15 protein-coding genes are annotated in these 25,031 nt (G+C 33.7%); 3 read left to right on the forward strand and 12 right to left on the reverse strand.

Annotation, left to right across the window (positions count from 1 at the left end; all coding sequences use genetic code 11):
• Nucleotides 1-366 precede the first annotated feature (366 nt).
• The 3 genes from CLU81_RS21585 to CLU81_RS21595 all read right to left on the reverse strand — a co-directional run bounded on the left by CLU81_RS21585 (nt 367) and on the right by CLU81_RS21595 (nt 5,059).
• Nucleotides 367-888, reverse strand: a complete 522-nt coding sequence (locus tag CLU81_RS21585; RefSeq protein ID WP_099712828.1) for a DUF421 domain-containing protein — start codon at nt 886-888, stop codon at nt 367-369.
• Between the two features lie 113 nt (nt 889-1,001).
• Nucleotides 1,002-2,372: a 30S ribosomal protein S6--L-glutamate ligase gene (gene rimK, locus CLU81_RS21590; RefSeq protein WP_099711701.1), complete on the reverse strand. Its 1,371-nt coding sequence runs from the start codon at nt 2,370-2,372 to the stop codon at nt 1,002-1,004.
• Between the two features lie 140 nt (nt 2,373-2,512).
• Nucleotides 2,513-5,059: an ATP-dependent Clp protease ATP-binding subunit gene (locus CLU81_RS21595; protein ID WP_099711702.1), complete on the reverse strand. Its 2,547-nt coding sequence runs from the start codon at nt 5,057-5,059 to the stop codon at nt 2,513-2,515.
• A 257-nt stretch (nt 5,060-5,316) separates the two neighbouring features.
• Here CLU81_RS21595 and gyrA point away from each other — a divergent pair, with 257 nt between their 5' ends.
• The gene (gene gyrA, locus CLU81_RS21600; protein ID WP_099711703.1) at nt 5,317-7,959 is read left to right on the forward strand and encodes a DNA gyrase subunit A; all 2,643 of its coding nucleotides are present in this window, start codon (nt 5,317-5,319) and stop codon (nt 7,957-7,959) included.
• A gap of 48 nt (nt 7,960-8,007) precedes the next feature.
• On the forward strand, nt 8,008-9,279 hold the full coding sequence (locus CLU81_RS21605; RefSeq protein WP_099711704.1) for a tetratricopeptide repeat protein: 1,272 nt from the start codon (nt 8,008-8,010) through the stop codon (nt 9,277-9,279).
• Nucleotides 9,280-9,357: 78 nt separating this feature from the next.
• On the opposite strand, the gene CLU81_RS21610 is transcribed toward CLU81_RS21605, so the two are convergent.
• From CLU81_RS21610 to CLU81_RS21645, 7 genes are all read right to left on the reverse strand, one after another.
• Nucleotides 9,358-9,774, reverse strand: a complete 417-nt coding sequence (locus tag CLU81_RS21610) for an OsmC family protein (RefSeq protein WP_099711705.1) — start codon at nt 9,772-9,774, stop codon at nt 9,358-9,360.
• Nucleotides 9,775-10,224: 450 nt separating this feature from the next.
• Nucleotides 10,225-12,222, reverse strand: a complete 1,998-nt coding sequence (locus CLU81_RS21620) for a DUF349 domain-containing protein (RefSeq protein ID WP_099711707.1) — start codon at nt 12,220-12,222, stop codon at nt 10,225-10,227.
• Between the two features lie 303 nt (nt 12,223-12,525).
• On the reverse strand, nt 12,526-13,281 hold the full coding sequence (locus CLU81_RS21625; RefSeq protein WP_099712829.1) for a lipid A phosphoethanolamine transferase: 756 nt from the start codon (nt 13,279-13,281) through the stop codon (nt 12,526-12,528).
• 66 nt (nt 13,282-13,347) lie between these two features.
• The gene (locus tag CLU81_RS21630; RefSeq protein ID WP_099711708.1) at nt 13,348-14,097 is read right to left on the reverse strand and encodes a shikimate dehydrogenase; all 750 of its coding nucleotides are present in this window, start codon (nt 14,095-14,097) and stop codon (nt 13,348-13,350) included.
• Nucleotides 14,097-15,494 (reverse strand): tetratricopeptide repeat protein, encoded by a 1,398-nt coding sequence (locus CLU81_RS21635; protein WP_099711709.1) that lies wholly within the window; start codon nt 15,492-15,494, stop codon nt 14,097-14,099. The genes CLU81_RS21630 and CLU81_RS21635 overlap by 1 nt, the downstream gene beginning before the upstream one ends.
• Nucleotides 15,495-15,777: 283 nt before the next feature.
• Complete coding sequence (locus CLU81_RS21640; protein ID WP_099711710.1) at nt 15,778-16,974, reverse strand: aspartate aminotransferase family protein; 1,197 nt, start codon at nt 16,972-16,974, stop codon at nt 15,778-15,780.
• Nucleotides 16,975-17,186: 212 nt separating this feature from the next.
• A complete protein-coding gene (locus CLU81_RS21645; RefSeq protein ID WP_233209747.1) occupies nt 17,187-18,875 on the reverse strand; it encodes an OstA-like protein in 1,689 nt (562 codons plus the stop codon).
• A gap of 708 nt (nt 18,876-19,583) precedes the next feature.
• Between CLU81_RS21645 and CLU81_RS21650 the strand changes: the two genes are divergently transcribed.
• Complete coding sequence (locus CLU81_RS21650) at nt 19,584-21,455, forward strand: alpha-amylase family protein (RefSeq protein WP_099711712.1); 1,872 nt, start codon at nt 19,584-19,586, stop codon at nt 21,453-21,455.
• A 100-nt stretch (nt 21,456-21,555) separates the two neighbouring features.
• Here the strand turns inward: CLU81_RS21650 and CLU81_RS21655 are convergent, their stop codons facing one another.
• Both CLU81_RS21655 and CLU81_RS21660 read right to left on the reverse strand, forming a co-directional pair.
• Entirely contained in the window at nt 21,556-23,181 is a 1,626-nt protein-coding gene (locus CLU81_RS21655) for an alpha-glucosidase (RefSeq protein WP_099711713.1), read from the reverse strand.
• A 128-nt stretch (nt 23,182-23,309) separates the two neighbouring features.
• On the reverse strand, nt 23,310-25,022 hold the full coding sequence (locus CLU81_RS21660) for a hypothetical protein (RefSeq protein WP_099711714.1): 1,713 nt from the start codon (nt 25,020-25,022) through the stop codon (nt 23,310-23,312).
• Between the last annotated feature and the right edge of the window lie 9 nt (nt 25,023-25,031).

The following is a 25,031-nucleotide window of genomic DNA, read 5'->3' on the forward strand; positions in this document are numbered from 1 at the left end:
CAATTTGAAACCAGCTTTTTTTATGAATAAATTCCAATCTTTTTAAATTCCAACTCATCAATACAAAAACCTGTGGGAAAACATAAAATATTTTGTGTAGGTTAATCATTTTAAACGCAAAGCACGCTAAGATTTTTGTCTAATGGTATGTTTAAAAACACAAAGTTCGCAAAGCTTTGTGTTGATTTAGCTTTGCGAACTTTATGTTTTATGAAATCCGACACCGATATGTATAAAGATAACTTTGCAAACTTTGCGGTAAAATCTATCTTTAATTTTTATAGCTCCACAAGTTTTTACATTAATCTATTTCAACTCTGAACGTTATCCTGTTGGAATGTGGAATTTAAAATTTGGAATTTTTATTCAAGATTGTTTTTGTAAATTCTTTCGATTGTGTTTTCGTTTATAATGCGTTTGTTTCAGATTCTTTTTATCTTCTGAAATAATGCTTATTGAGCCATCAATTTCTAACATAGCGAGCTTTACATCTGCGAAAAATTCAATTCCGTGTTCACGCATTGCTTCTTTTAATTCATCATGTGAGATGTCTAATTTGCTTAATGCTGAAAAATCAAGCTTTCCGTCATGGATTAAAATCTCAGGTTTGTCTAAAAGTAAATTGTTTAGAATTTTGTATTTGTGCGTTAGTTTTTTGATAATGTAATTAATTATGAATAAAGCCAAAGCAGCAATTAATCCTCCTGAAAGACTCGTGTCAGGTCCGACCATTGCATTTTGAACGGAATTACTAATTAATAAAATCAGAATAATATCGGCAGTATTTAATTGGGAAAGTTCTTTTTTGCCGAAAATTCGCAAAGCAATTGTCATGAAAAAATAGACAGCGAGACTTCTTATAATGATATCTAAATAAGGGGAAAGCATAATTGTTTTTTTTATTAAAGTTAAATAAAAAAGCTTTGTCAAAGTTTTAAACTTTGACAAAGCTGCTAAATTAATTATATGTTATTAAGTTCGAATGAACTTATTTTTAGTTTTTATATAAGCTTAAAGTTCTTTTCGATTGCTTTGATCATTTCTCCGGCAATATCTTTGTTTGTTGCGCCTTCGATTCCTTCAAGACCCGGAGAAGAGTTTACTTCAAGTAATAATGGTCCTTTTGAAGAACGAATAATGTCAACGCCGGCAACTTTTAAATCCATTGCTTTTGCGGCTTTAATCGCGATCTTTTTTTCTTCGGGAGTAACTTTTATAACAGAAGCAGTTCCGCCAAGGTGAATATTAGCTCTAAATTCTCCCGGCATTGCTTCACGCTGAATTGCTGCGACCACTTTTCCGTCGATTACAAAACAACGAATGTCTTTTCCGTTGGCTTCTTTAATGAATTCCTGAACTAATATGTTTGCATTTAAGCTTTTGAAAGCATTAATAACACTTTCTGCCGCTTTTTTGGTTTCTGCAAGAACAACGCCTTTTCCTTGAGTTCCTTCTAATAATTTTACGATTAAAGGCGAACCTCCAACCATTTTAATCAAATTGTCAGTATCCAAAGGTGAATTGGCAAAACCAGTTGTTGGAATGTCGATTCCGCTATTCAAAAGCAATTGAAGAGAATATAATTTATCTCGTGATTGTGTAATGGCTGTAGCCGAATTTAAAACAAAAACCTTCAAAGCTTCAAACTGACGCGTTAAAGCACAACCGTAAAAGGTAATACTTGGACGAATTCTAGGAATAATGGCATCGAATTGATTTAGTATTTTTCCGCCACGATAATGAATTTCTGGTGTCTTTGCATCCAATTTCATGTAACATTCCTTGATATTTAAGAAATGCATTTCATGACCGCGCATTTCGCCTGCTTCCATGATTCTTTTATTGCTGTATAATTCAGGATTACTGGCAAGAAGACCAATTCGCAATCCAGAAGTTGCTTTTTCAGAGTTTTGGTATAATTCTTTTAAAGATTCAGGAGTTGGCTGACCTAATAAGTATTTTTCTTCGGGATCAACCAAAACACGTCCGCTCATGGCTTCACGGCCTAAAAGCATACGGAAACCCATTGAATCTCTGTTAGTCAAAGTCATTTCGATTGGCCATTTGATATCGCCAAGTTTAATGTGAGTTTGGATAACATAACGATGTTCTCTGAATCCGCTTGAACTTTTTACAATTCGCTTATCAACCAGCGGAGCTTCACAATGAATAATGGTTTTGATGTTATTCTGAATAGGATTAATATCAAATTTTACCCAATTGGTATCATTTTTAATAAAAGGAGCTATGTTTATGGCGTGCATTGCCGAAGTTTTGGCACCAGAGTCCACACGAGCCTTGATCGTTGGAATTCCTAGTTCTGGAAATGAGCACCATTCTTCGCTACCTAAAATGACTTTGTTTTGAAGCATACGTTATATTTTATTATAGAATTTAATAGCCAAAAATAGCTATTTGCTTTTACTAAAGATAGTAAATTATCTAAAAAAAATACCCGTTATGTTATGAAAACGTAACGGGTTTGTTATTTCTGTTATAAAACTTAACTATCTTATTGATTTGTTGGTTCTTCAGCTTTATGTATTTCTACTGAAAGTTCTTGAGAATCATCTTTCAAATCCATTAAGATTTCGTCACCTGAATGTATTTTTGAAGTTATGATTTCTTCTGCTAACAAATCTTCAACATATTTCTGAATTGCTCTTTTTAGAGGTCTTGCTCCAAATTGTCTGTCAAAGCCTTTTTCTGCAATAAATGCTTTTGCTTTGTCAGTAAGATTAAGCTTGTAACCTAATTCAGCAATACGAGAATAAAGTTTTGCAAGTTCGATATCGATAATCAAATCAATGTCACCTTTTTCTAATGCGTTGAATACGATTACGTCATCAATTCTGTTTAAGAATTCTGGTGCGAAAGTTTTTTTCAATGCATTTTCGATAATGCTTTTTGAGTTTTCATCGGCTTGAGCCACTTTTGCAGCAGTTCCGAATCCTACACCTTGTCCAAAATCTTTTAATTGACGTGCTCCAACGTTAGAAGTCATGATAATGATAGTGTTTTTAAAGTCGATTTTGCGACCTAAACTATCTGTCAAATATCCATCATCAAGAACCTGAAGCATCATATTGAATACATCCGGATGCGCTTTTTCGATCTCATCCAAAAGAACAACACAATATGGTTTTCTACGAACTTTTTCAGTCAATTGTCCACCTTCTTCGTAACCTACGTATCCCGGAGGCGCTCCAACTAAACGAGAGATTGCAAATTTCTCCATGTATTCACTCATGTCAATACGAACTAAAGCATCTTCTGAATCGAATAATTCTTTTGCAAGAACTTTTGCTAATTGTGTTTTACCAACTCCGGTCTGACCTAAGAAAATGAACGAACCAATTGGTTTGTTAGGATCTTTAAGTCCGGCTCTGTTACGTTGAATAGAACGTGCAATTTTAAGAACAGCTTCGTTTTGACCAATTACTTTATTCTGAATCAATTCAGGTAATTTAGCTAGTTTATTACTTTCTGTTTGTGCAATTCTGTTTACAGGAATTCCAGTCATCATAGAAACAACATCGGCTACATTATCTTCTGTAACTTCAATTCTGTTGTTTTTAGAATCTTCTTCCCATTGTTCTTGTGCAACCGCAAGATCTTTTTCGATGCGTTTTTCATCATCGCGAAGTTTGGCAGCCTCTTCGTATTTTTGTTTTTTAACTACCATGTTCTTCATTTCACGAACTTCTTCTAACTGACGTTCTAAATCAAGAATTTGTTTAGGAACATCAATGTTAGTAATGTGTACGCGAGATCCGGCTTCGTCAAGAGCATCAATAGCTTTGTCTGGTAAGAAACGCTCAGACATATATCTGTTTGTTAATTTAACACAAGCTTCAATTGCTTCCTGAGTATAAGTTACATTGTGGTGATCTTCGTATTTGTCTTTTACATTGTTCAAAATTGCAATCGTTTCTTCAACAGAAGTTGGTTCAACAATTACTTTTTGAAAACGTCTTTCAAGGGCACCATCTTTCTCAATATATTGTCTGTACTCATCAAGAGTAGTTGCACCAATACATTGAATTTCGCCTCTTGCTAAAGCAGGTTTGAACATGTTTGAAGCATCAAGAGATCCTGTTGCTCCACCAGCGCCTACGATAGTATGAATTTCGTCAATGAAAAGAATAATGTCATCATTTTTCTCCAGCTCGTTCATCACGGCTTTCATTCTTTCTTCAAACTGACCGCGGTATTTTGTTCCGGCAACTAAACTTGCCAAATCAAGCGTTACTACACGTTTGTGGAAAAGAATACGAGATACTTTCTTTTGAATGATACGTAGTGCCAGTCCTTCTGCAATAGCAGATTTACCAACTCCAGGTTCTCCAATAAGAAGTGGGTTGTTCTTTTTTCTACGGCTTAAGATTTGCGAAACACGTTCAATTTCTTTTTCGCGTCCTACAACCGGATCTAGTTTTCCTTCCTCAGCCATTTCTGTTAAATCTCTCCCAAAATTATCTAATACCGGAGTTTTAGATTTTTTGTTTGACTTATTGGCGGGATTGTTAAAACTACTTTCTTTAAGACTGTCATCTTGTCCTGAATCGTCATTATACGATTCGTTTCTTGGCAAGTTTTCTAAGAATTCTTCTTCGTTTGGAGTCATATTTAAATATTGTTCTTTAGCTATGTCATAATCTATTTTTAGTTTATTCAACAGCTTGGTTGTTGGATCGTTTTCGTTTCGTAAGATGCATAGAAGCAAATGAGCTGTGCTAATCGACGAGCTTTGAAATACTTTAGCTTCAAGAAAAGTGGTCTTCAGGGCTCTTTCTGCCTGTCGGGTAAGATGAAGGTTTTTCTTTTCGGCATTCACTTCAACGCTCTGGTTGGCTGGACTCAGTATTTCTACCTTCCTGCGTAAATGGTCTAAATCGACTGCTAGGTTATTAAGTATATGAATAGCTTTTCCGTTTCCATCCCTTAAAATGCCTAGCATTAGATGTTCAGTACCAATAAAGTCGTGTCCTAAGCGAAGGGCTTCTTCTTTACTGTATGTAATAACATCTTTTACTCTTGGTGAAAAATTATCATCCATAATATATAATTGGTATTGTAAATTTAGTGAATTACAGTTTGAAAAACAAAAACCGTACCCTTCGAGATCTCCTGACAGCTAAGAGACAAAAAAAAAACAATAAAAGCGTTAAAATACGCTTAATTTATTAACTAAAAGCTAAAATAAAGTTGTTAATAAATCATTGAAATAAGTGTAAGTAAATAGCTGAAAAAATTCCAAAAAAACGTATCTTGGCACGCTTTGAAACTAATATAATTATTTAAACATAACAACTTATGTCTGAAGGAGAAAAGTTAATTCCTATTAACATAGAAGATGAAATGAAATCAGCTTACATCGATTATTCGATGTCAGTAATCGTATCGAGAGCGCTTCCTGATGTTAGAGATGGCTTGAAACCAGTGCATCGAAGAGTTCTTTACGGAATGTATGATTTAGGAGTAACCTCAAGATCTGCCCACAAAAAATCTGCGAGAATCGTAGGGGAGGTTCTTGGTAAGTATCACCCACACGGAGATACCTCTGTTTATGATGCAATGGTACGTATGGCTCAGGAATGGAGTATGCGATATTTATTAGTGGACGGTCAGGGTAACTTTGGATCTGTCGATGGTGACAGTCCTGCAGCAATGCGTTATACTGAGGCCAGAATGCGTAAAATCTCTGAAGATATTATGGCAGATATCGAAAAAGAAACAGTTGACTTTCAATTGAACTTTGACGATACATTATATGAGCCAAAAGTAATGCCTACAAGAGTTCCTACTTTATTAGTAAACGGAGCAACAGGTATTGCAGTTGGTATGGCGACAAATATGCCTCCACACAATTTAACTGAAGTTATCAACGGTACTTTAGCGTACTTAGATAATAATGATATTGAAGTTGATGAATTAATGACGCATATTAAAGCTCCGGATTTTCCAACCGGTGGTGTAATATATGGTTATGAAGGCGTTCGTGAAGCTTTTAAAACTGGTAGAGGACGTATCGTAATGCGTGCTAAAGTTGGTTTCGAAGAAGTTGACGGAAGAGAATGTATCATTGTTACTGAGATTCCATATCAGGTTAACAAAGCCGAAATGATCAAGCGTACGGCTGATTTAGTTAACGATAAAAAAATTGAAGGTATTGCAAATATTCGTGACGAATCTGATAGAAACGGTATGCGTATCGTTTATATCCTGAAACGTGATGCTACGCCAAACGTAGTTTTGAATACCTTATATAAGTTTACATCATTACAATCTTCTTTTAGTGTAAACAATATTGCATTAGTAAAAGGTCGCCCACAAATGTTGAATCTAAAAGATATGATTCACTATTTTATCGAGCACCGTCACGATGTAGTAGTTCGTAGAACTCGTTTTGAATTGCGTAAAGCTGAAGAAAGAGCTCACATTTTAGAAGGTTTAATTATCGCTTCTGATAATATTGATGAAGTAATTGCGATAATCAGAGGTTCTAAAAATACAGAAGAAGCTCGTGAGAAATTAATCGAAAGATTTAATTTGTCAGACATTCAGGCACGTGCAATTGTTGAAATGCGTTTGCGTCAGTTAACAGGTCTGGAACAAGACAAGTTAAGAGCTGAATTTGACGAATTAATGAAGTTAATCGAACATTTGAAAGCATTATTGGCAGATGTAGATTTAAGAACAAACTTAATTAAAGAAGAACTTGAAGAAATCCGTGAGAAATACGGAGATGAACGTCGTTCTACTATTGAATATTCTGGTGGAGATGTAAGTATTGAAGATTTAATTGCGGATGAAAATGTAGTTATTACAATCTCTCACGCTGGTTATATCAAACGTACAAACCTAACAGAATACAAAACTCAAAATAGAGGTGGAGTTGGGCAAAAAAGCGCCGGAACAAGAGATCAGGATTTCCTTGAGCATATGTTCGTTGCAACCAATCACCAATATATGATGTTCTTTACGCAAAAAGGAAAATGTTTCTGGATGCGTGTTTACGAAATTCCTGAAGGTAGCAAAACTGCAAAAGGTAGAGCAATTCAGAATTTAGTAAATATTGAAAGCGATGATAAAGTAAAAGCTTTCATTTGTACACAAGACTTAAAAGACAAAGATTATATCAATAGTCATAATCTTGTAATGGTAACGAAACAAGGTCAGGTTAAGAAAACTTCTTTAGAGAAATATTCTAAACCAAGGGTAAATGGTGTTGCTGCAATTACAATTAAAGAAGGTGATGAGTTACTTGAAGCGAAATTAACTAACGGAGAAAGCCAAATTATTCTGGCTGTTAAGTCTGGTAAATTAGTTCGTTTTGAAGAAACTAAAACACGTCCAATGGGAAGAACAGCTTCTGGAGTTCGTGGAATTACCTTAAAAGACGATACTGATGAAGTAATTGGTATGGTTACTGTTGACAAAGAGAATGTAAACGATACACAGATTTTAGTTGTAACTGAAAACGGATACGGTAAACGTACTAAATTAGTTGATGACGACGGAGAAGATGTTTACAGAATTACAAACCGTGGAGGTAAAGGTGTGAAAACACTTAATATCACGGAGAAAACAGGAAAATTAATTTCTATTAGTAATGTAACTGATGCTGATGATTTAATGATTATCAACAAATCTGGATTAACAATTAGAATGGCAATTGAAGATTTACGTGTAATGGGTCGTGCAACGCAAGGTGTTCGATTGATTAACCTAAAAGGTAAAGATTCTATTGCTGCTGTAACAAAAGTTATGAAAGATGATGTTGCAGAAGTTGTTGTTGACGAAGATGGAAATGTTATTGAATCTGCTATCGAAAGAGTTAAGCCGGATTTAGAAGTTCTTGAAGATGACGGAACTGCTGAGGATGACGACGACGATGATTCTGAAGAAGAAATAGAAGATGAAGACGACTCTGAAGAAGAGGAATCTGAAGAATAATAAATTTAACCCAGGAATAATTAAAATTAAATACACAAATTGAATATTATGAAAAGTAAGTATGTAATACTAGCATCAGCATTATTGATTTCTGTAGCTACTTTTGCTCAGAAAGATCAAATTAAGAGTGCTGAAAAAGCGTTAAAAGGCGGCGATGCTCAAGGAGCAATTACAATATTGAAAGACGCTGAAAACTTGGTAGTAAATGCCAAAGATGTTGAACAAGCGCAATACTATTTTGTACAAGGAAATGCTTATTTGGATTTAGCTAACAAAAAAGTTGAAGAAGGTGCAAACTTATTGAATGCAGCTGAAAGCTATAAAAAGTTAATTGAAATCGAGAAAACTTCAGGAAAACAAAAGTATTCAGTTCAGGCTGCTTCTTCAATTACTGAAATTAAAGGAAAGCTTATTAATTCAGCTATTGCTGACACACAGGCTAAAAAAGTTAAAGAAGGTGCGAAAAAATTGTATGATGCTTATTTGTTAGACAAAAAAGATACAATCAACTTGTATTACGCAGCTTCAACAGCAGTAAACGCTCAGGATTATGATAGTGCTTTGCCAATGTATGAAGAATTGAAAAAATTAAATTATTCTGGAAAAGGTACTTCTTATACAGCTGTAAATAAAGCTTCAGGTAATGAAGATGGTTTTAATTCTGCAAAAGAAAGAGATTTAGCTTTAAAATTAGGAACTCACGAAAAACCAAAAACAGAAGTTATTCCTTCTAAAAGAGGTGAGATCTACAAAAATTTAGCTTTGATCTTAGTTCAAAAAGGACGTACAGAAGAGGCTAAAAAAGCGATCGCTGATGCAAGAAAAGCGAATCCTGATGATTCTTCTTTGATTCTTTCAGAAGCTAATTTATATCTTGAAACTAAAGACTATGATACTTACAAAACATTAGTTACTCAAGCTTTAGAAAAAGAACCAAACAATGCTGATCTTGTTTTTAATTTAGGTGTAATCAGTGGTAATGCAAAAAATAGCGCTGATGCTGAGAAATATTACTTAAAAGCTATTGAAATCAATCCAAACTATACTAATGCTTACCTTAACCTTGCAGCATTAAAATTAGAGGCTGAGAAACCAATCATTGATGAAATGAATAAATTGGGTACTTCTGCAAAAGATATGAAACGTTACGATGTCTTGAAAGCACAAAGAGAAAATGTTTTTAGAGGAGTTATTCCTTACCTTAAAAAAGCAAACGAATTAGATCCTAAAAACGAAGATGTTTCTAAAACATTATTAGGAGTTTATAAAGCTTTAGAAATGACTGCTGAAGCAAAAGCATTAAAAGCTACAATGAACTAAGAATTTTAATTCTTATTACTATAAAAAAATATCCCGTCAAAAGCGGGATATTTTTTTGTTTAAAAATTACTGTATTGACTAAACTAAAGCAGCAGATAATGTAATTGTTGTATTTAAAAGTTTCGAGATTGGGCAGATTTCTTTTGCTTTTGCAGCTGTTTTTTCAAATTCTTCGGCAGAAATTCCTGGAACTTTTCCTTTTAAGTCTAAGTGAATAAGTGTTATTGTTCCGTCTTCAAAAGTTACTGTCGCTTCTGTGTTTAGATCATCTGCAGTAAAACCTCCTTCGTTTAATAAAAAACTTAATTGCATCGTAAAACAGCCAGAATGCGCTGCTGCAACAAGTTCTTCGGGATTTGTTCCTACTCCGTCTGCAAATCTTGTTTTAAACGATAATTGTGCATTATCTAATGTTGTACTTTGTGTACTTATAGTTCCTTTTCCTTCCATGCCGGTTCCTTTCCAGTTGGCATTTGCTTTTCTTGTAAATTTCATTTTATACTATTTTAGGTTTATAATCTTTTGATTCTCAAATATAATCAATATTTTAAAGAATAGTTTTATGAAATTTAATTAGAATGTTAAGTTTGGGGTTGGGATTAGGTAAATGTTGGAGTGGATTTTACCGCAAAGGCGCAAAGTTTTTATGTTCAGGATTGTGCTTAGTAAACGCAAAGTTCGCAAAGCTTTGTCTCGTAGAATTGCCAGCAATCTTAAAAATGGGGATAAAATTTTACCGCAAAGGCGCAAAGATTTCTTGTTCAGGATTGCGCTTAGTAAACGCAAAGTTCGCAAAGCTTTATGTTGAACTAGCTTTGCGAACTTTGCGTAAACCTTTGCATCTTTGCGGTAAAATGACTCCAACAAAAAAATGACCCCAACAAAAAAAAGGTGTAACGAAAATATCATTACACCTTTTTTTATTTATTGTAGAAACTTAGAACCTTATTCTTGTCCCAAATTACGTAATTGCTTCAATTTATCTTTCCAAACTTCAAGGCTTTCTTTGTGGATAGCGATGTTTTTGCGAACTTCAAGAACAATTGAGTTTTCTTTTTTCGCATTTTTAGTATTTGTAAAGAACTGAATGTTATTTTCTAATTGGAAGATTTCATTTTGAACTTCTTCAATTTTGCGCATTATGAATATCTTCTCGTTGTCTAATTTACGAGTATCATTGCTGTCAGATAAAGAATCAATTCTGTTAGCAAAACGCATCATTTCAGTTTCTTTTTTACTCAAACTTAATTTTTCAAAAAGAGCATCAAGGATTTTATTGAATTTTCCTTCGATATGACGTCTTGCAAAAGGAACTTTTCCGTAACCTTTCCAGATTTCGATATGTGCTTTTATAGCGTCTAAATCAGTTTTGTGATCACCAGTAAGTTGGTATGCTCTTAGAATATCTAAGTAAGCTTTTTTATTGTCAAAAGCAGCAACTTCATCAACGTTTTCTTCTGATTTGTGCTCTTTTAATTTATCAAAATAATGATTACAAGCGTCTTTAAATTCTTTCCAGATTTTATCTGAATATTTTTTAGGAACGTGACCTATTTGTTTCCACTCTTCCTGAATTTGTTTCATTACAGGAGTTGTAGCGCCAAAATCTGTGCTTTCTTGTAATTCTTTTGCTTTCGCAACAAGAGCCATTTTTTTGTTTAAATTGTCGTTTTGGTCTTTTTTAATGTCTTTGTAAAATGAATTTTTAAAAGAATTAAAGTTTCTAACGGCAGTTTTAAATGCAGCCCAAGTTTCTTCATTTACTTCTGATGGTACTTTTCCGGCAGCAAAAAACTCATTTCTAAGTGCTTCTACTTTCTGAATTTGTACTAACCATTGTGAGTGAGAATTTACTTTTTCAGTTCCTAAAACCTCAATTTTCCCAATGATTTCTTTCTTAACTTCAAGATTGTTTTGTTCGTTTGCTCTTTGGCTTTCGAATAAAATTTCTCTTTTGTCATGAATTTTTTTAGTCAGTTCACTGAATTTATTCCAGATACTATCACGGTGTTCTTTTGAAACCGGACCAATATCTTCTTTCCAGATTCTGTGTAAGTCTTGTAACTCACGGAATGCTTTGCTGATGTCAGTTTCGTTTACTAATTCTTCAACACGTGCAATAATTTTTTGCTTTTGTTCAAGATTGTATTTGAAATCTAAATCTCTTGCTTCACGATCTAAATGCAGATAATCATAAAAATTCTCTACGTGAAAGTGATAATTGTTCCAAACGTGATTGTATTTATCTTTTGGAATTGCTCCGGCATTTTTCCATCTTTCTCTTAAATCATTAAAATGTTTAAGCGTGTCTTTGATGTTTTCCTGCGGATTTATAAGCTCTTTTAGTTCCTCTACTATTGCAAGTCGATTGTCTAAATTTGATTTAAGGTTTGTTTGTAAATGTTTAAAGTGAGCATTTCTTTTTTCTCTAAAAACATTATAATATTCATCAAACTTAGATTTTAATGGAGAATGATATTCGAATTCTTCGTTAGGATCTTCTTTAGAAGCGTTGAATTCTTCCTTTTTCTCCTCTATAAGATGGTTGTATTGTAGTAAAAATGCTTTCTTAATTTCTTCGATATGCTCTTTTACAGACATCACTTTATCGTCGTTGATCAATTTTTTCAATTCATCAACAAGCGCATCAAGCGAGAAAGTATTATAATCCTGCATAGGAATATCATGGCGCTCTTTTAGCGTTTCATCTTCACTTTCTTCGGCATTCGAATTTGTTATAGCATCTAATGCTGTTTGATGCTCTGTTTCTGTAGATTCAGCTTCAACCGTATTTTCTGCTACAACTTCTTCATTTGAAATTGTATCTTCAGTTGCTGCTTCAGAACCAGTAGTTTCAATTGCATTATCTTGTGTAGAATCGTTAATCTCGATTTCTAATTTTCCGTCTGCTTCTTGCAGGTTATCATTCTTTTCTTCTAACATTTTAAATGTATAAGGTTTTTATTGTAAACAGAGCGAAAGATAGTAAAGGAGTTTCTAAATACAAAATAAATCGTTTGTTTATACGTGATTTTACGATGAAATTCCTATTTAATGAAGTAATTTAGGAATGTGATATCGGTTTTTTTGCTATTTTTTTTGAAGTTTAATTAAATGGGTAATTTATACACTTTTAAGGAAATTTATAGGAAGTCTCTATTTTAAATTAAAATGAGTTGTTTTTTTACAATAGTTAGAATTATGAAAAAATGTATTTGACGAGATTCTCTAATAGTTTGAAGCGGATTAAAATAAAATTAGCATTCCAACTTCGATACCATAGTTATAGGTTTTATGTCCGCCAAAAGCCACACTTGGATGGATGTAAGCCATATCGTTTTTAGTAATCCTTCTGCCAAATTCTACAAAAGCATTATTAGGATAACCTTTATTGGTGTTATTGTATTTAAAAGCAACATCAGCAGCAATCCAGTTTTTTCCCAGTATAAACATAAAGTAATTTTCGAATGCAGTAAGATTGATATCGCTTCTATTGTCAGATCCTGCAAAACTCATTTGGTTTTCTAGAGAAACGATCCATAAAATATGATCTTTCTTTATATATTTTCCGTAGAAAATAGCCGGAGCAAAGACCCATTTACCTGATCCAAGAGCTGGATCTACAGCGGAGTTTGAGATTATTCTGGCGCGAAAAGCAATTCCATCTTTTTTGTGTTTTAAATAAGGTATATAGCTAATGCCAACGCCAATATCACCAATACCGGTTTTGTTTATAGAGCTCGTATTTGTAGAAACTAAAGGAAGATCGACTCGCAAGTTCCACGCTTTATTAGCGATAGGATGCAGGAAACGAAGTTGTGTTGTATTAAATGAACCTGTTTCAGTATCTAAATACTCATTAAAGAGTAATATTGTTTTTAGATAATAATGATAACGTGCTTCTGTATATATGCTTTCTTTCTGCTCATTAATAGTATCCTGAGCCAAAAGTGAATTGTAAAATGGAAAAATGAGTAAAAAAAAAGGTAGAAATTTTTTCATAACCATCTATTAATGAATAGACTAAGTTACAAAAAGAATTCTACCGTTTTATTTGTAATTATATTTTTATTTATTCCAGATTTTCCACGCTTTTTCTGCCTGAAAAATTAGCATGTCGTAACCATTTTTTATTGTTGCGCCTTTTTCTTTGGCATTTTTTAAAAACTGAGTTTCTTCCGGATTGTATATTAAATCGTAAGCAATATGTTTCTCAGTAAAAAACTCATAAGGAAGATCTGGACAAGCTTCAATATTTGGACTTGTTCCTACCGGAGTACAATTGATAATAATCTGAAAATTATCAAAAGTAGTAGCATTAATTAAACTGTAATCAATGATGTTTTCCTTAGATTCTCTGGAAACAAAAGTATACGGAATATCTAATTCGTCAAGAGCAAAGGCAACACCTTTTGATGCGCCGCCGGTTCCCAGAATCAGGGCTTTTTTGTGATGCGGTTCTAATAATGGTTTTAATGATTTTTTGAAACCATAATAATCGGTGTTGTAACCTTTTAATTCTCCGTTTTTCGTGAATTTAATAGTGTTTACAGCACCAATTAAGGCCGCTTTTTTTGATAGTTTATGTAAGAACGGAATAACTTGTTCTTTGTATGGGATTGTAACATTTAATCCTTTTAAATCGGGATTGTTTTTTACTAATTCAGTGAAATAATTAATTTCAGAAATATCGAAGTTTTCGTAGCTGTTGCCGGCAAAAACTTCATCGCTGAATTTTTCTGTAAAATATCCTTTTGAAAATGAGTAACTAATATTACGGCCCAACAAGCCAAAACGTCTTCTTAAAATATCAATCATTATTCTTTTCTATGTTTTTCAATATAATTTTTAACCATTTTTTTTGACCAAACTACAGGAAATAAATCTTCGATTAAAATGTAGTTTTCAAAGTTCAAACGCAAACCATTGCTTAAATGAAATTTTGCTTTTGTATTGTCCTGAATCATAAAATATAATCCTGCTAAACGATATTCGATTTCGTTTTCTTCAGGAAAATATTCAGTTGCTTGCAATAAGGTTTGAATTGCGCTTTCGAATTCACCTAAAAACTGAAGTATGTCAACCCAGAATAACCAGGTATCTAATGCATAATCTCCAAATTCTACTGCTTTTCTGTATCCAAATTCAGCTTCTTCAAAAAAGTTCATTTGTTTGTTGATCGTCGCATAACGTTTCCAGTACAAACGATTTTGATTGTCGATAGCCAAAGCTTTATTTACAAAAAATAATGCTTTTTGAAAGTTTTTTTGACGAACATAAAAGTCAGTAATTGCAATCCAGCCTTTATCTAAAAGTGGATCTTCATGTACAGTTTGGTTGTAATATTGTAATGCTTTTGCCGAATTACCTAGCTTTTCGTAGCATTTTCCAATACGCAATAACGCATAAGAAGTTGCATCGTCTAACTCGATAGTTCTGTTGTAGCTTTCGATCGCTTCGCTGTATTTTTTAAGACGTTCGTAGGCTTTTGCTTTTTCCATGAAAGCGCCTAAGAATTCATCATCAATAAGAGTTGCATAGTCAAAAGCGCGAATCGCATTTTCGTATTCTTTTACGCCATAATGCAAACGTCCAAGCTGATGCCAGGCGATTTCGCTATATGGGTTTTTATTGATATAATCGTTAAGATATAGAATGGCTTCCTGATTTTGATCTAAAAATTCAAAACAATAAACCACATTATACAAAGCAGATTGATCTTCTAAATCTTCTTCAAGACATTTGATAAAACTGTCTTTTGCCATCTCAAGGTTATCCATAAACAGATATTCCATTCCAATCAAGTTGTACACATCAGCGTAGTCGTCTGTATATTGCAAGGCAATTTTAAGCAATTCTACCGCTTTTTCGTGTTGATCTCTCTTAGAACAAATATTGGCTTTTTGGATGTAAATTTCCTCGTTATTAGGTTCGATTGCATATAACTCATTCAGGAGTTTTTCGGCGATTTCCAGTTTGTCGTCGTAAACCAACATTTCTACTTGTACTAATTTTAAGCCCGTAGATTTTGGGTGTTGGTCTAATGCAAGTTTCAAGGCCTTTTTTGCTAAATTAGCCTTACCTATATCTAAATAATGAAGAATGATTTCTTCAAATTCTTCAGAATCAAAAAAGAGCACTTTGTTAGTTTTTAACATAGACTCAAATTTGGATAGGGATAGGTTATAATCTTCTTCTTCGTTGCTTAATTGCATACTTTGTTTATTTGAAATTAGCCTGTTATAAATTTAGGCAACCATATTATTGTTGTGGGGAAAGGAAATTAATTGTTTTGAACAATTTAATTAACAATATGGACAGAATTCCTATTCTGTTTTTAGTCATAATCTTCTTATTTTAAAAGAGATTACTAGTTATTATTATATTTTATTTTTAACCGGGAGTTTTAGCCCTGATAGAAGCGATATCCTTTTGTTCCGCCGCGACGGATTAAAGATAAAGCGTCCCGAAACTTCGGGAGCAGGAAATAGCTCCAAATTATGCTTTTTGCCCTTTTTTCAAGATTTCATCCATAACACTCAGGATTATGGCACAACCTTCTTTTATTTCTTCTTCAGAAATGGTTAATGGTGGTGTTATTCTAATGGCGCATCCTTCGAATAGCAACCAGAATAAAATGAGACCTTTGTCTTGACAGTTCAAAATAACTTCGTTGGTTATTTCGGCTGTTTCAGTCATTGCTGCGAGCATTAATCCTTTTCCTCTAACTTCCTTTATCAAAGGATGTACCAAAAGCGATCTGAAGAGTTTTTCCTTCTCTAAAGCCTCTGTCATAAGGTTAGTTTCAGTTAATTCCTGCAAAGTAGCCAGACATGCTGACGCAATGACAGGATGACCTCCAAAAGTCGTAATGTGTCCTAACTTAGGATTTTCTGTTAAAAGATCCATTTTTTCTGCCGAAGCTGTAAAAGCACCAACCGGCATTCCGCCACCCATTCCTTTTCCCATAACGACGATATCCGGAATGACATCGTAATTTTGGAAGCCAAAAAGTTTTCCGGTTCTACCAAATCCAGGCTGAATTTCATCGACAATCATCATCGCTCCAACTTCATCGCAACGCTTGCGAACTTTTTGTAAAAAATTATCATGAGGCTGAATAAATCCTGCGCCTCCCTGAATAGTTTCTAAAAGTATTGCGGCTGTTCTGGTGGTTATTTTTTCTAAATCGGCTTCGTTATTGAATGTAATAAAATCAACATCCGGAAGCAAAGGACGAAAGGCTTGTTTGCGTTCTTCGAATCCCATAACACTCATAGAGCCCATTGTGTTACCGTGATAAGCGTTATGACACGAAATAAGCTGACTACGGCCTGTTGTTCGTTTTGCTAATTTTAAGGCGCCTTCAATCGCTTCTGTACCTGAATTTACTAAATAGGTTTTATTTAAAGATTCCGGTAGAAGCGAAGCTAGTAATTTGCAATATTGAACGGCCGGACTTTGCGAATATTCACCATAAACCATGACGTGCGAATATTTGTCTAACTGATCTTTTATGGCTTGATTGACTCTTGGATGCTGATGTCCTAGTGTGCAAGCCGAAACTCCGGCTACGAAATCTAAATATTTTTTATCGTTTGTGTCGTAAACGTATGAGCCTATGGCATGCGAAACTTCCATTCCTAATGGATAAGGAGAGGTTTGCGCTTGATATTTTATAAAATCTGGATTCATTTTTTTAAATGTTCAAAGTTGCTAAGATTCTTAGCTTCTGAGTTTTTTTGTTTCAAGTTGCTGTAAACTTAGACGGTGACTGAATTTAACCGCAAAGATCGCAAAGATTTACGCAAAGTTTGCAAAGCTGCAATCAAGTTTACATTATTAAAATGCAAAGATCACAAAGCTTTGTAAACTGACAATTGCGACTGAATACTAAAACCTGATAACTATTTTACTGCTTTAGTTTTGACTTTCGCCGAAGGTTTTGCTGCTGCTTTTGCAGCCGGTTTCTTCTTGTCGTAATCTAAGGTTTCTTTCCTGACTTTCATCGGAGTGTCTTTATCCTTAGCTTCTTGGTCTTTTCCTTCTTGTATTAATTTGTCGTTGAGTTCATTGTCTTCGGCAGTAAAAATATCGTCTTTCGACTTTATTCGTTCATCGCCGCGCCAGACCAAACCTCTTAGTTTACGGGCGTTTTCGGGTAAGTCGGCTTCGGGGTAAATATCGCCATCGACTTTATTGAAAAAGCTAATAGTTTCTACGGCATTATTCTCCAGAAGCAGATTGATTTTACTGCTTACATTTTTATTGATTCCAATGAGTTCATGTGCATCATTCCGCATGAAATATATGACTTCGGTATTTTTTATAACATCTACATCATGGAGTTTTCCGTCTTTAAATTTTCCAAATAAATTGATTCCCTTGACTTGATTATAACCGGTTCCGAGTGTGTCCTTCGAGACGAGAAAGGTGTTATTGAGCACTTTTAGTGAATCTAATTTTCTGGTAGTCTGATCACCAATCAAATGGATTACTTCGCCGGTAATTTGGTTTTCGCCGTTCCATATAATTGGACTTCCAATTAGTTTTGTCAATGCAATTTTAGTCTCTGAGTGCAAAGAATCACATTTTCCGCTCATGTCGATTTTGTAAAAACGAACATTGTTAAAAGCTCTAATAATGCGTTCTCCTTCTTTACCGGTTACCATTAATTTTTTTCCGTGAATGTAAACGGAGTCATTTTCGACAAGGTTTATTGCAACCGCTCTTTTGGTTACAAACATGGAATCTTTAAGTTTATAAATCTCGGCATAATGTCCTTTTACAATTCCGCGATTTATAGAATCTGTAATTTTTACATTTCGCGTTGCCGATGCAAATTCAATATTCCGATTATAATATAAACTATCGCCTTCTATAAGTCTGTCATCATATTTTATATAGGATCTCCGTAAAAAGTGGGCGAGATTTTTCTTGGTATCATAAAAGCCTTTTTCTGTATAAATATAATTGGCTTTACTGGTAATCGTCGATGGTCCAAATAAATAGGTATGTCCGGAATTACTATAATAATCTAAGTGATTAGATTTTATTACGTATTTAGGATTTGTAATGGTAACTTCTGTTAAGAACTGAAATTTCTTTTCTGAAACATAATATCTTCCTGATTTACTTACTAAAGTGTTGTCTTTATTGACAATTGTACCTTTTGTATTGTAAAAAACCTGCTGAACATTTCGGTCAAAATTAATCGTATCGGTTTGCAAAGTAGCATCAGGCGAACTCATGACGGCATCACCCGTTGCGAAAGCTTTTTTCAAGTTTCCACTGTATTCGGCATATTTACTATTTAAAAACAAAGTATCACCTTGCACTAATTGCACGTTTCCGAAAGCTTTGATGTAGTTTTCTTTTTGAAAAAAATAGGCTTTATTACAAGTCAGGACAACACCATCATGATTTACTTTTACATTTCCGGTAAGCAAAATTCCATCTGGCACTAAAACCTGATTCACTTCTACGAGGTCAGAATTCTCAATATTAATTGTTTTTGGCTTTGGCGCTTGTGCAAAAATGGATTGTACGCTTAACAAAAGCAAACAATAAGATATGAAAAAGAGTGATTTCTTCAATTGATTAAATTTTTGTCAAATTTATGAAAAAGGTTACAACCTTATAATGTTATTAGGATTAAATTATAGATTTTAGATGCAAAGGTTTTTTTATTAGGTTCAAAGGTTCAGAGTAGCAAAGGTATAAAGGTTTGTTGGTGTTTTTTGTAAATGAATTTTATTCACAATGTATATCGTAGAGACGCACAGCAGTGCGTCTAGCATAGCGTTATAGGTTCAAAGTCAAAGATTCAAAGAGATAAAGGTTTGTAGATAGAGGATACGTAGGAGTTTAAATTGTAGCTTGAATTGTGCCGTTAGGCACTAAATATTGGTAGTAAAAATTACAATGATTACCCAAGCGTGCCGTTAGGTACGCAACAAATCGATAAATGTCAGGTACCTACGGCACGTAAAATCAATCCTGAATTCATTTACTACCAATATTTAGTGCCTAACGGCACAAAAATAAACTTATGCGGTTACTATGTGTTTTTAGATTTTAAAATCTTTAATTCATTTCAAAAAACCTTTTAACCTTTGCCACTCAGAACCTCTGTACCTTCTTTTAGTTACCAACAAAAAGTGTAACTATTTCGTTGTAGTTTGATTTTTAGCAATTGAAATTAAAGAGGTTTTCTTCTGAGTTTTAAAATTTAGTTTAAATTTAGAAAATGGTTTAAAATACCAGATTTACTAACTAGACCAAAAGTTCAGATTATAAAAGACATGATAAATAAAAGAATTGTAGTTGCAGGAATGGCCGCAACAATGCTGTTTTCAGCATGTAAAACAAAAGATTTAAAAATGAATACTACCAAAGAAGAAGTTCCTGCTGAGAAGAAAATTGTGGTTTATCAGGTTTTTACACGTTTGTTTGGAAATAAAAACACAAAAAATAAACCCTGGGGAACAATTGAAGAAAATGGTGTAGGGAAATTTAATGATTTTACTGATAAAGCACTTCATGAAATTAAAGATTTAGGCGTTACTTATATTTGGTATACCGGAGTTCCGCATCATGCTTTGGTTCGGGATTATACGGCTTACGGAATCTCAAATGATGATCCCGAAGTAGTAAAAGGTCGTGCAGGATCGCCTTATGCCGTAAAAGATTATTATAATGTGAATCCTGATTTGGCTGTAAATCCTGCGAATAGATTGCAGGAATTTGAAGCTCTTATTGCCAGAACTCACAAAGCTGGTTTAAAGCTAATTATTGATATTGTACCCAATCATATTGCCCGTAAATATGAAGGGAAAAATAATCCCGAAGGCGTAAAAGATTTTGGTGCCAATGATAATGTAAATGTTGAATACGACAGAAATAACAACTTCTATTATATTCCGAAGGTTCATTTTGAAATTCCGGATGGAGATATTCCGTTAAACGGAGAAAAAAATCCAATGATTGATGGCTATTTTGATGAAAATCCCGCAAAATGGACAGGAAATGGTTCCCGAAAAGTAAAACCGGATCAAAATGACTGGTACGAAACGGTAAAAGTAAATTACGGAATTCGTCCTGATGGTTCTAAAGATTTCCCTGAACTTCCAGCTGGATTTGATCAAAAATCATATCAGGAACATTTTGCTTTTTGGCAGGATAAAGACGTTCCGGATTCCTGGAAAAAGTTTAAATCTATTGCTTTGTACTGGACGGCAAAAGGAGTTGATGGTTTCCGTTATGATATGGCCGAAATGGTTCCTTATGAATTTTGGAGTTATATGAACTCTGCAATCAAAATGAAAAATCCAAATGCTTTTTTATTGGCAGAAGTTTATAATCCAAATGAATATCGCAATTATATCCGTTTAGGAAAAATGGATTATTTGTATGATAAAGTAGAAACGTATGATAAACTGAAAGATGTTATTCGAGGAAAATCTAATCCTGATGGATTGTCTGATATTCAAAAAAGAATGTCTGATATTGAACATCATATGCTTCATTTTTTAGACAATCACGACGAACAGCGTTTGGCAAGTCCTGAATTTGCAGCAACTCCGGAAAGAGGAAAACCTTTAATGGTGGTTTCAACAACAATTAGTACTTCGCCAACAATGGTTTATTTTGGACAGGAAGTTGGTGAGGCAGGAAATGAAAATGCTGGTTTTGGAACACATTCCAGAACTTCTATTTTTGATTATATTGGAGTTCCAAATCACCAACGCTGGATGAATGAAGGAAAATTTGATGGTGGAAAATTATCGGATTCAGAAAAAAGTCTTCGTGATTTTTATAAAAGATTGCTGAATTTTTCGATTAATAGTTCGGCTTTAATGGGAGATTTCCAAGAGATTCAATCTGTAAACCGTCAAAATAATCAAGGTTATGATGAATCAATTTATTCATATGTTCGTTGGTCTGAAAGCCAAAAACTGGTAATTGTTGCTAATTTTTCTTCTGAAAAAACAAGTACGTTTAATTTGAAGATTCCATCTGATGTTATTCTAAAATGGAATTTAAAAGATGGCAAATATGTGCTTACAGATCAATTGTATTCGAATAAGAAAAATGTTTTGGTTGTAAAGAATGGAGAAGGAACTGTTATCGTTGAAATAGCGCCTTCAGAATCATTTATTTATGAAGTAAAATAGTTTAACCTAACAGGTTTTTAATCCCGAGGCTTCGGGACTGTTAGGTTTGTTTTAATAGTTCTCTTTTTATAAGGCTTTCAAAATCTTATAAAAAGAGAACTTAATTTTTATAAACAATAAAGCTATTTGATTTTAGAGTTTTACTTCCCATTAATATTTTGGAATTCTTTGGTATTTGTATTTCCTTTTTTAAACCAAAGTTAATTATAACTGTAATTTTTTCTCCTTTGAAAGATCTTGTAAATGAAATTTGATCTTTTGAAGGTTCAAGATTATCATAAGTTCCATATTGCAAAACTTTTTCCTTATTTCTTAAAGCGATAAGTTTTTTATAACTGTTAAGAATAGAATTTTTTTGGTTTTCTAAAACAGCAACATTTGTTTTTTTATAATCGGAATTAATCTTAATCCATGTTTTTTCTTTTGAAAATCCTGCAAAAGAATTTGCATTCCATTGCATTGGGCTGCGTGATTTATCGCGATTATGTTCATTGCCTTCCAGAAGTGCTTCTGTGTCATTTTTGCCATTTTCGATTGCCAATTTATAATGTGTTCTTCCTTGAATATCGACCATTTCGTCAATGTTTTTGGCTGTAATATTATGCATTCCAATTTCTTCGCCATAATAAATAAACGGAACTCCTTTTGCAGTAAGTATCAAAGCGGTCAATGCTGTCGCTTTATTTACATTACCATTTGCTAATCGGTCGATCATTCTTGGCATATCGTGACTTCCGAAGAACAAAGTTGGATAATTGCTCATGTTTTTCTCCATACTTTGCAATTCATCGAAAATGCGTTGTGTTGAAAATTCTTTTATGCTTCCAAAATTGAAATTAAAAACGACATCTAATAAATCCTGTGATTGATATTGTTTTAAAACTTCGATTTTATCGCTTCCTATTTCGCCCACAATAAAGCGATTGTCATATTCATTAACGGTTGATTTTATAATTTTCATGGCATTTTTCACACCTTCCTGATCAATATCATTAATGTGATCTTGTTTTCCGTCTTTCATCGGATTATCTTGTGTGATTCCGTTTGTGGTTAAAAAGTTAATTACATCCAATCTGAAACCATCGACACCGGCATCGAGCCAAAAACGCAAAACATTCTGAATTTCAGCAACTACTTTTGGATTTGACCAATTTAGATCGGCCATTCTTTTATCAAACTTATGATAGTAATATTGATTGGTTAGATTGTCTTTTTCCCATGCCGTTCCTCCAAAAAAAGATTCCCAATTATTAGGTTCGTCTTTCCAAATATAATAATCACGATACGGATTGTCTTCTGATTTTCTGGATTCCTGAAACCATTTGCTATCAGTAGAAGTATGATTAAAAACCATATCTATAATTACTTTAATGTTTCGTTTGTGTGCTTCATTCAGGAAAGTATCAAAGTCAGCTTTATTTCCGTAAGTAGGATCAATTTCATAATAATCAGCAACATCATAACCGTTATCTACTTTTGGAGATTTGAGAAAAGGAGTAAGCCAAATACCTTTTATACCCAGATTTTGCAGATAATCCAGTTTTTGAGTCATTCCTTTAAAATCGCCATATCCGTCACCATTACTATCGGCATAACTAGGCATATAAATTTGATAAAAAACTGCTTCTTTCCACCATTTTTGGTCTGCTGTTTTTTGAGCATTCGTTGTGTTGATATTTAGCATTAACAGAAAAAAGAAGGCACAATTGAATAGATTATATTTCATAATACTTATTGTCTTTTTAAGTTATAATAGTATTGTTTATTCGCGCAAAGACGCAGAGGCGCAAAGAAAAAAGTTTATAAAACCTGACTTTACAACTCTGCGTTTTTGTATGAGAATTTAGAAATAAGCTACTTTTTTTGTTGTGATTTATAATCTACGATAATACCATCAACTAGCATTTTTTCACCTTCATATGTTATTTTTCCGCTTGACGGAACAATTACAATTATTGCTGCATTTAATGGATCAATTTTTATTTTAGAGGAAGAAGAAACATTTCTTGCTATAAAAGTTCCGGAAACGGTATTGTATAAATCTACTTTTTTGCCTTTTTCAGTTTTTATAGTAACAGTTTTACTTGTTGTATATGGATTATAATATAAGTATGATGGATAAGCTTTATCGTGATAAAAATCTGTGGCTAATAAATCAAGTTGCAATATTCCTGTTACGTTTGTAGCCTGAATAATACTTCCGAAAATCCCAACATGACCACTTCCATAAACGCTAAATTGAGATTCTTTTGGATTTTCTCCCAATACCCAAAGCGGACCGTCGCCTTGTGCTACGGGACCTTTTAAGTTTTCGTATTCTTTATAACTTGATTGTTTTATAATTCCTTCATAACCAATTACTCCTTTGGTAACTTCGGCAAGTTCAGGAATAGTCTGATGTTCTTTTGGCATATATTGCGGATAAAAAAAGCGTGAAGCATTTGCAGCGTTCAACATCCATTTGCCAATTGCAGTTGCATAGGATTGATCGTATCTCACCATTGGTACTAATGGCCAGGCAGCATCATAAGTATTCATTAAAAAGCCATATCCGCCATGATCTACAGTGCTTCCAAAAGTTCCTGAAATGTCAATTCCGTTCCAGTTTCCAACTAAAGCTCCCCAGCCTTCACGACAGATTGGTGTTCCGTCAAATGTCCAGTCAAGCATTTTGTTAGTGTTGTATTTAGTTCCATTTTCGGCATTAATTCTGGCGGCTAAATAAGCTCCAAAAGGCATTAAAACTTCATAAGTTGGATTTTTTGATTGTGATTCTAAAGCTGCTAAAGCACTTTTTGCTCCCTTTAAATATTTAGCATCTCCAAACTTTTTATACGCCATATACAAAACCCAAGCATGTCCTGCTGCTGCGTCAGGTTGTGTACAAATATGATTTGTCATTGGCGTCATTTTGTTGTAATCAAAATAGGAATATTCATAATTGCCATTTAAAATTACATCGGCTTCATAAAACTTGTCTGCAATACTTTTAGCGATTTCGGTAAAACCGGGTTCGTTAGGATATTTATCATAAACGGCAAAGAATAATAGATTCGGATATACATCATACCACCAGTCACGACCGTAACCACCGCCCAAAAGTGCAACTTCTGGACAGGTATTATTCATCATAATATTCCAATTCGTTTCCTTGTTGAAATAGTTCTTAAGCATTCCAACATAGTTTAGGTTTGGCTGGTTTTTGTCGATTCCAACCAAAGTTGCGCCTAAAGTTGCTCCCATTGTTGCAAGCGCTTCATGAAACATTCCGTTGTTATGATCAGGTCCTTGTCTTACATCGGCCACAGCCGTATATAATCCTACAACTTTTTGCGGGAAATTTTTCTGGGTATCATCCATCCAGACCATTGGCCAAAATTTACCTTTGGCATTAAAATCATAAACGGTTTTATCAAAATCTAAAGCCAGTTTTTTATAATCAATTATTTTTAATGGTTGTGGTAGATTTGGCATTTGATCTACACGAGGAATTTTTTGTTGTTTTACCTGAGCTGTGAGGCCTAAAGTAAACAAACAACAGACAGTAATTTTTATAAATGTATTCATTTTATGTTT

This window comes from Flavobacterium sp. 9, from assembly GCF_002754195.1.
Classification (GTDB): domain Bacteria; phylum Bacteroidota; class Bacteroidia; order Flavobacteriales; family Flavobacteriaceae; genus Flavobacterium.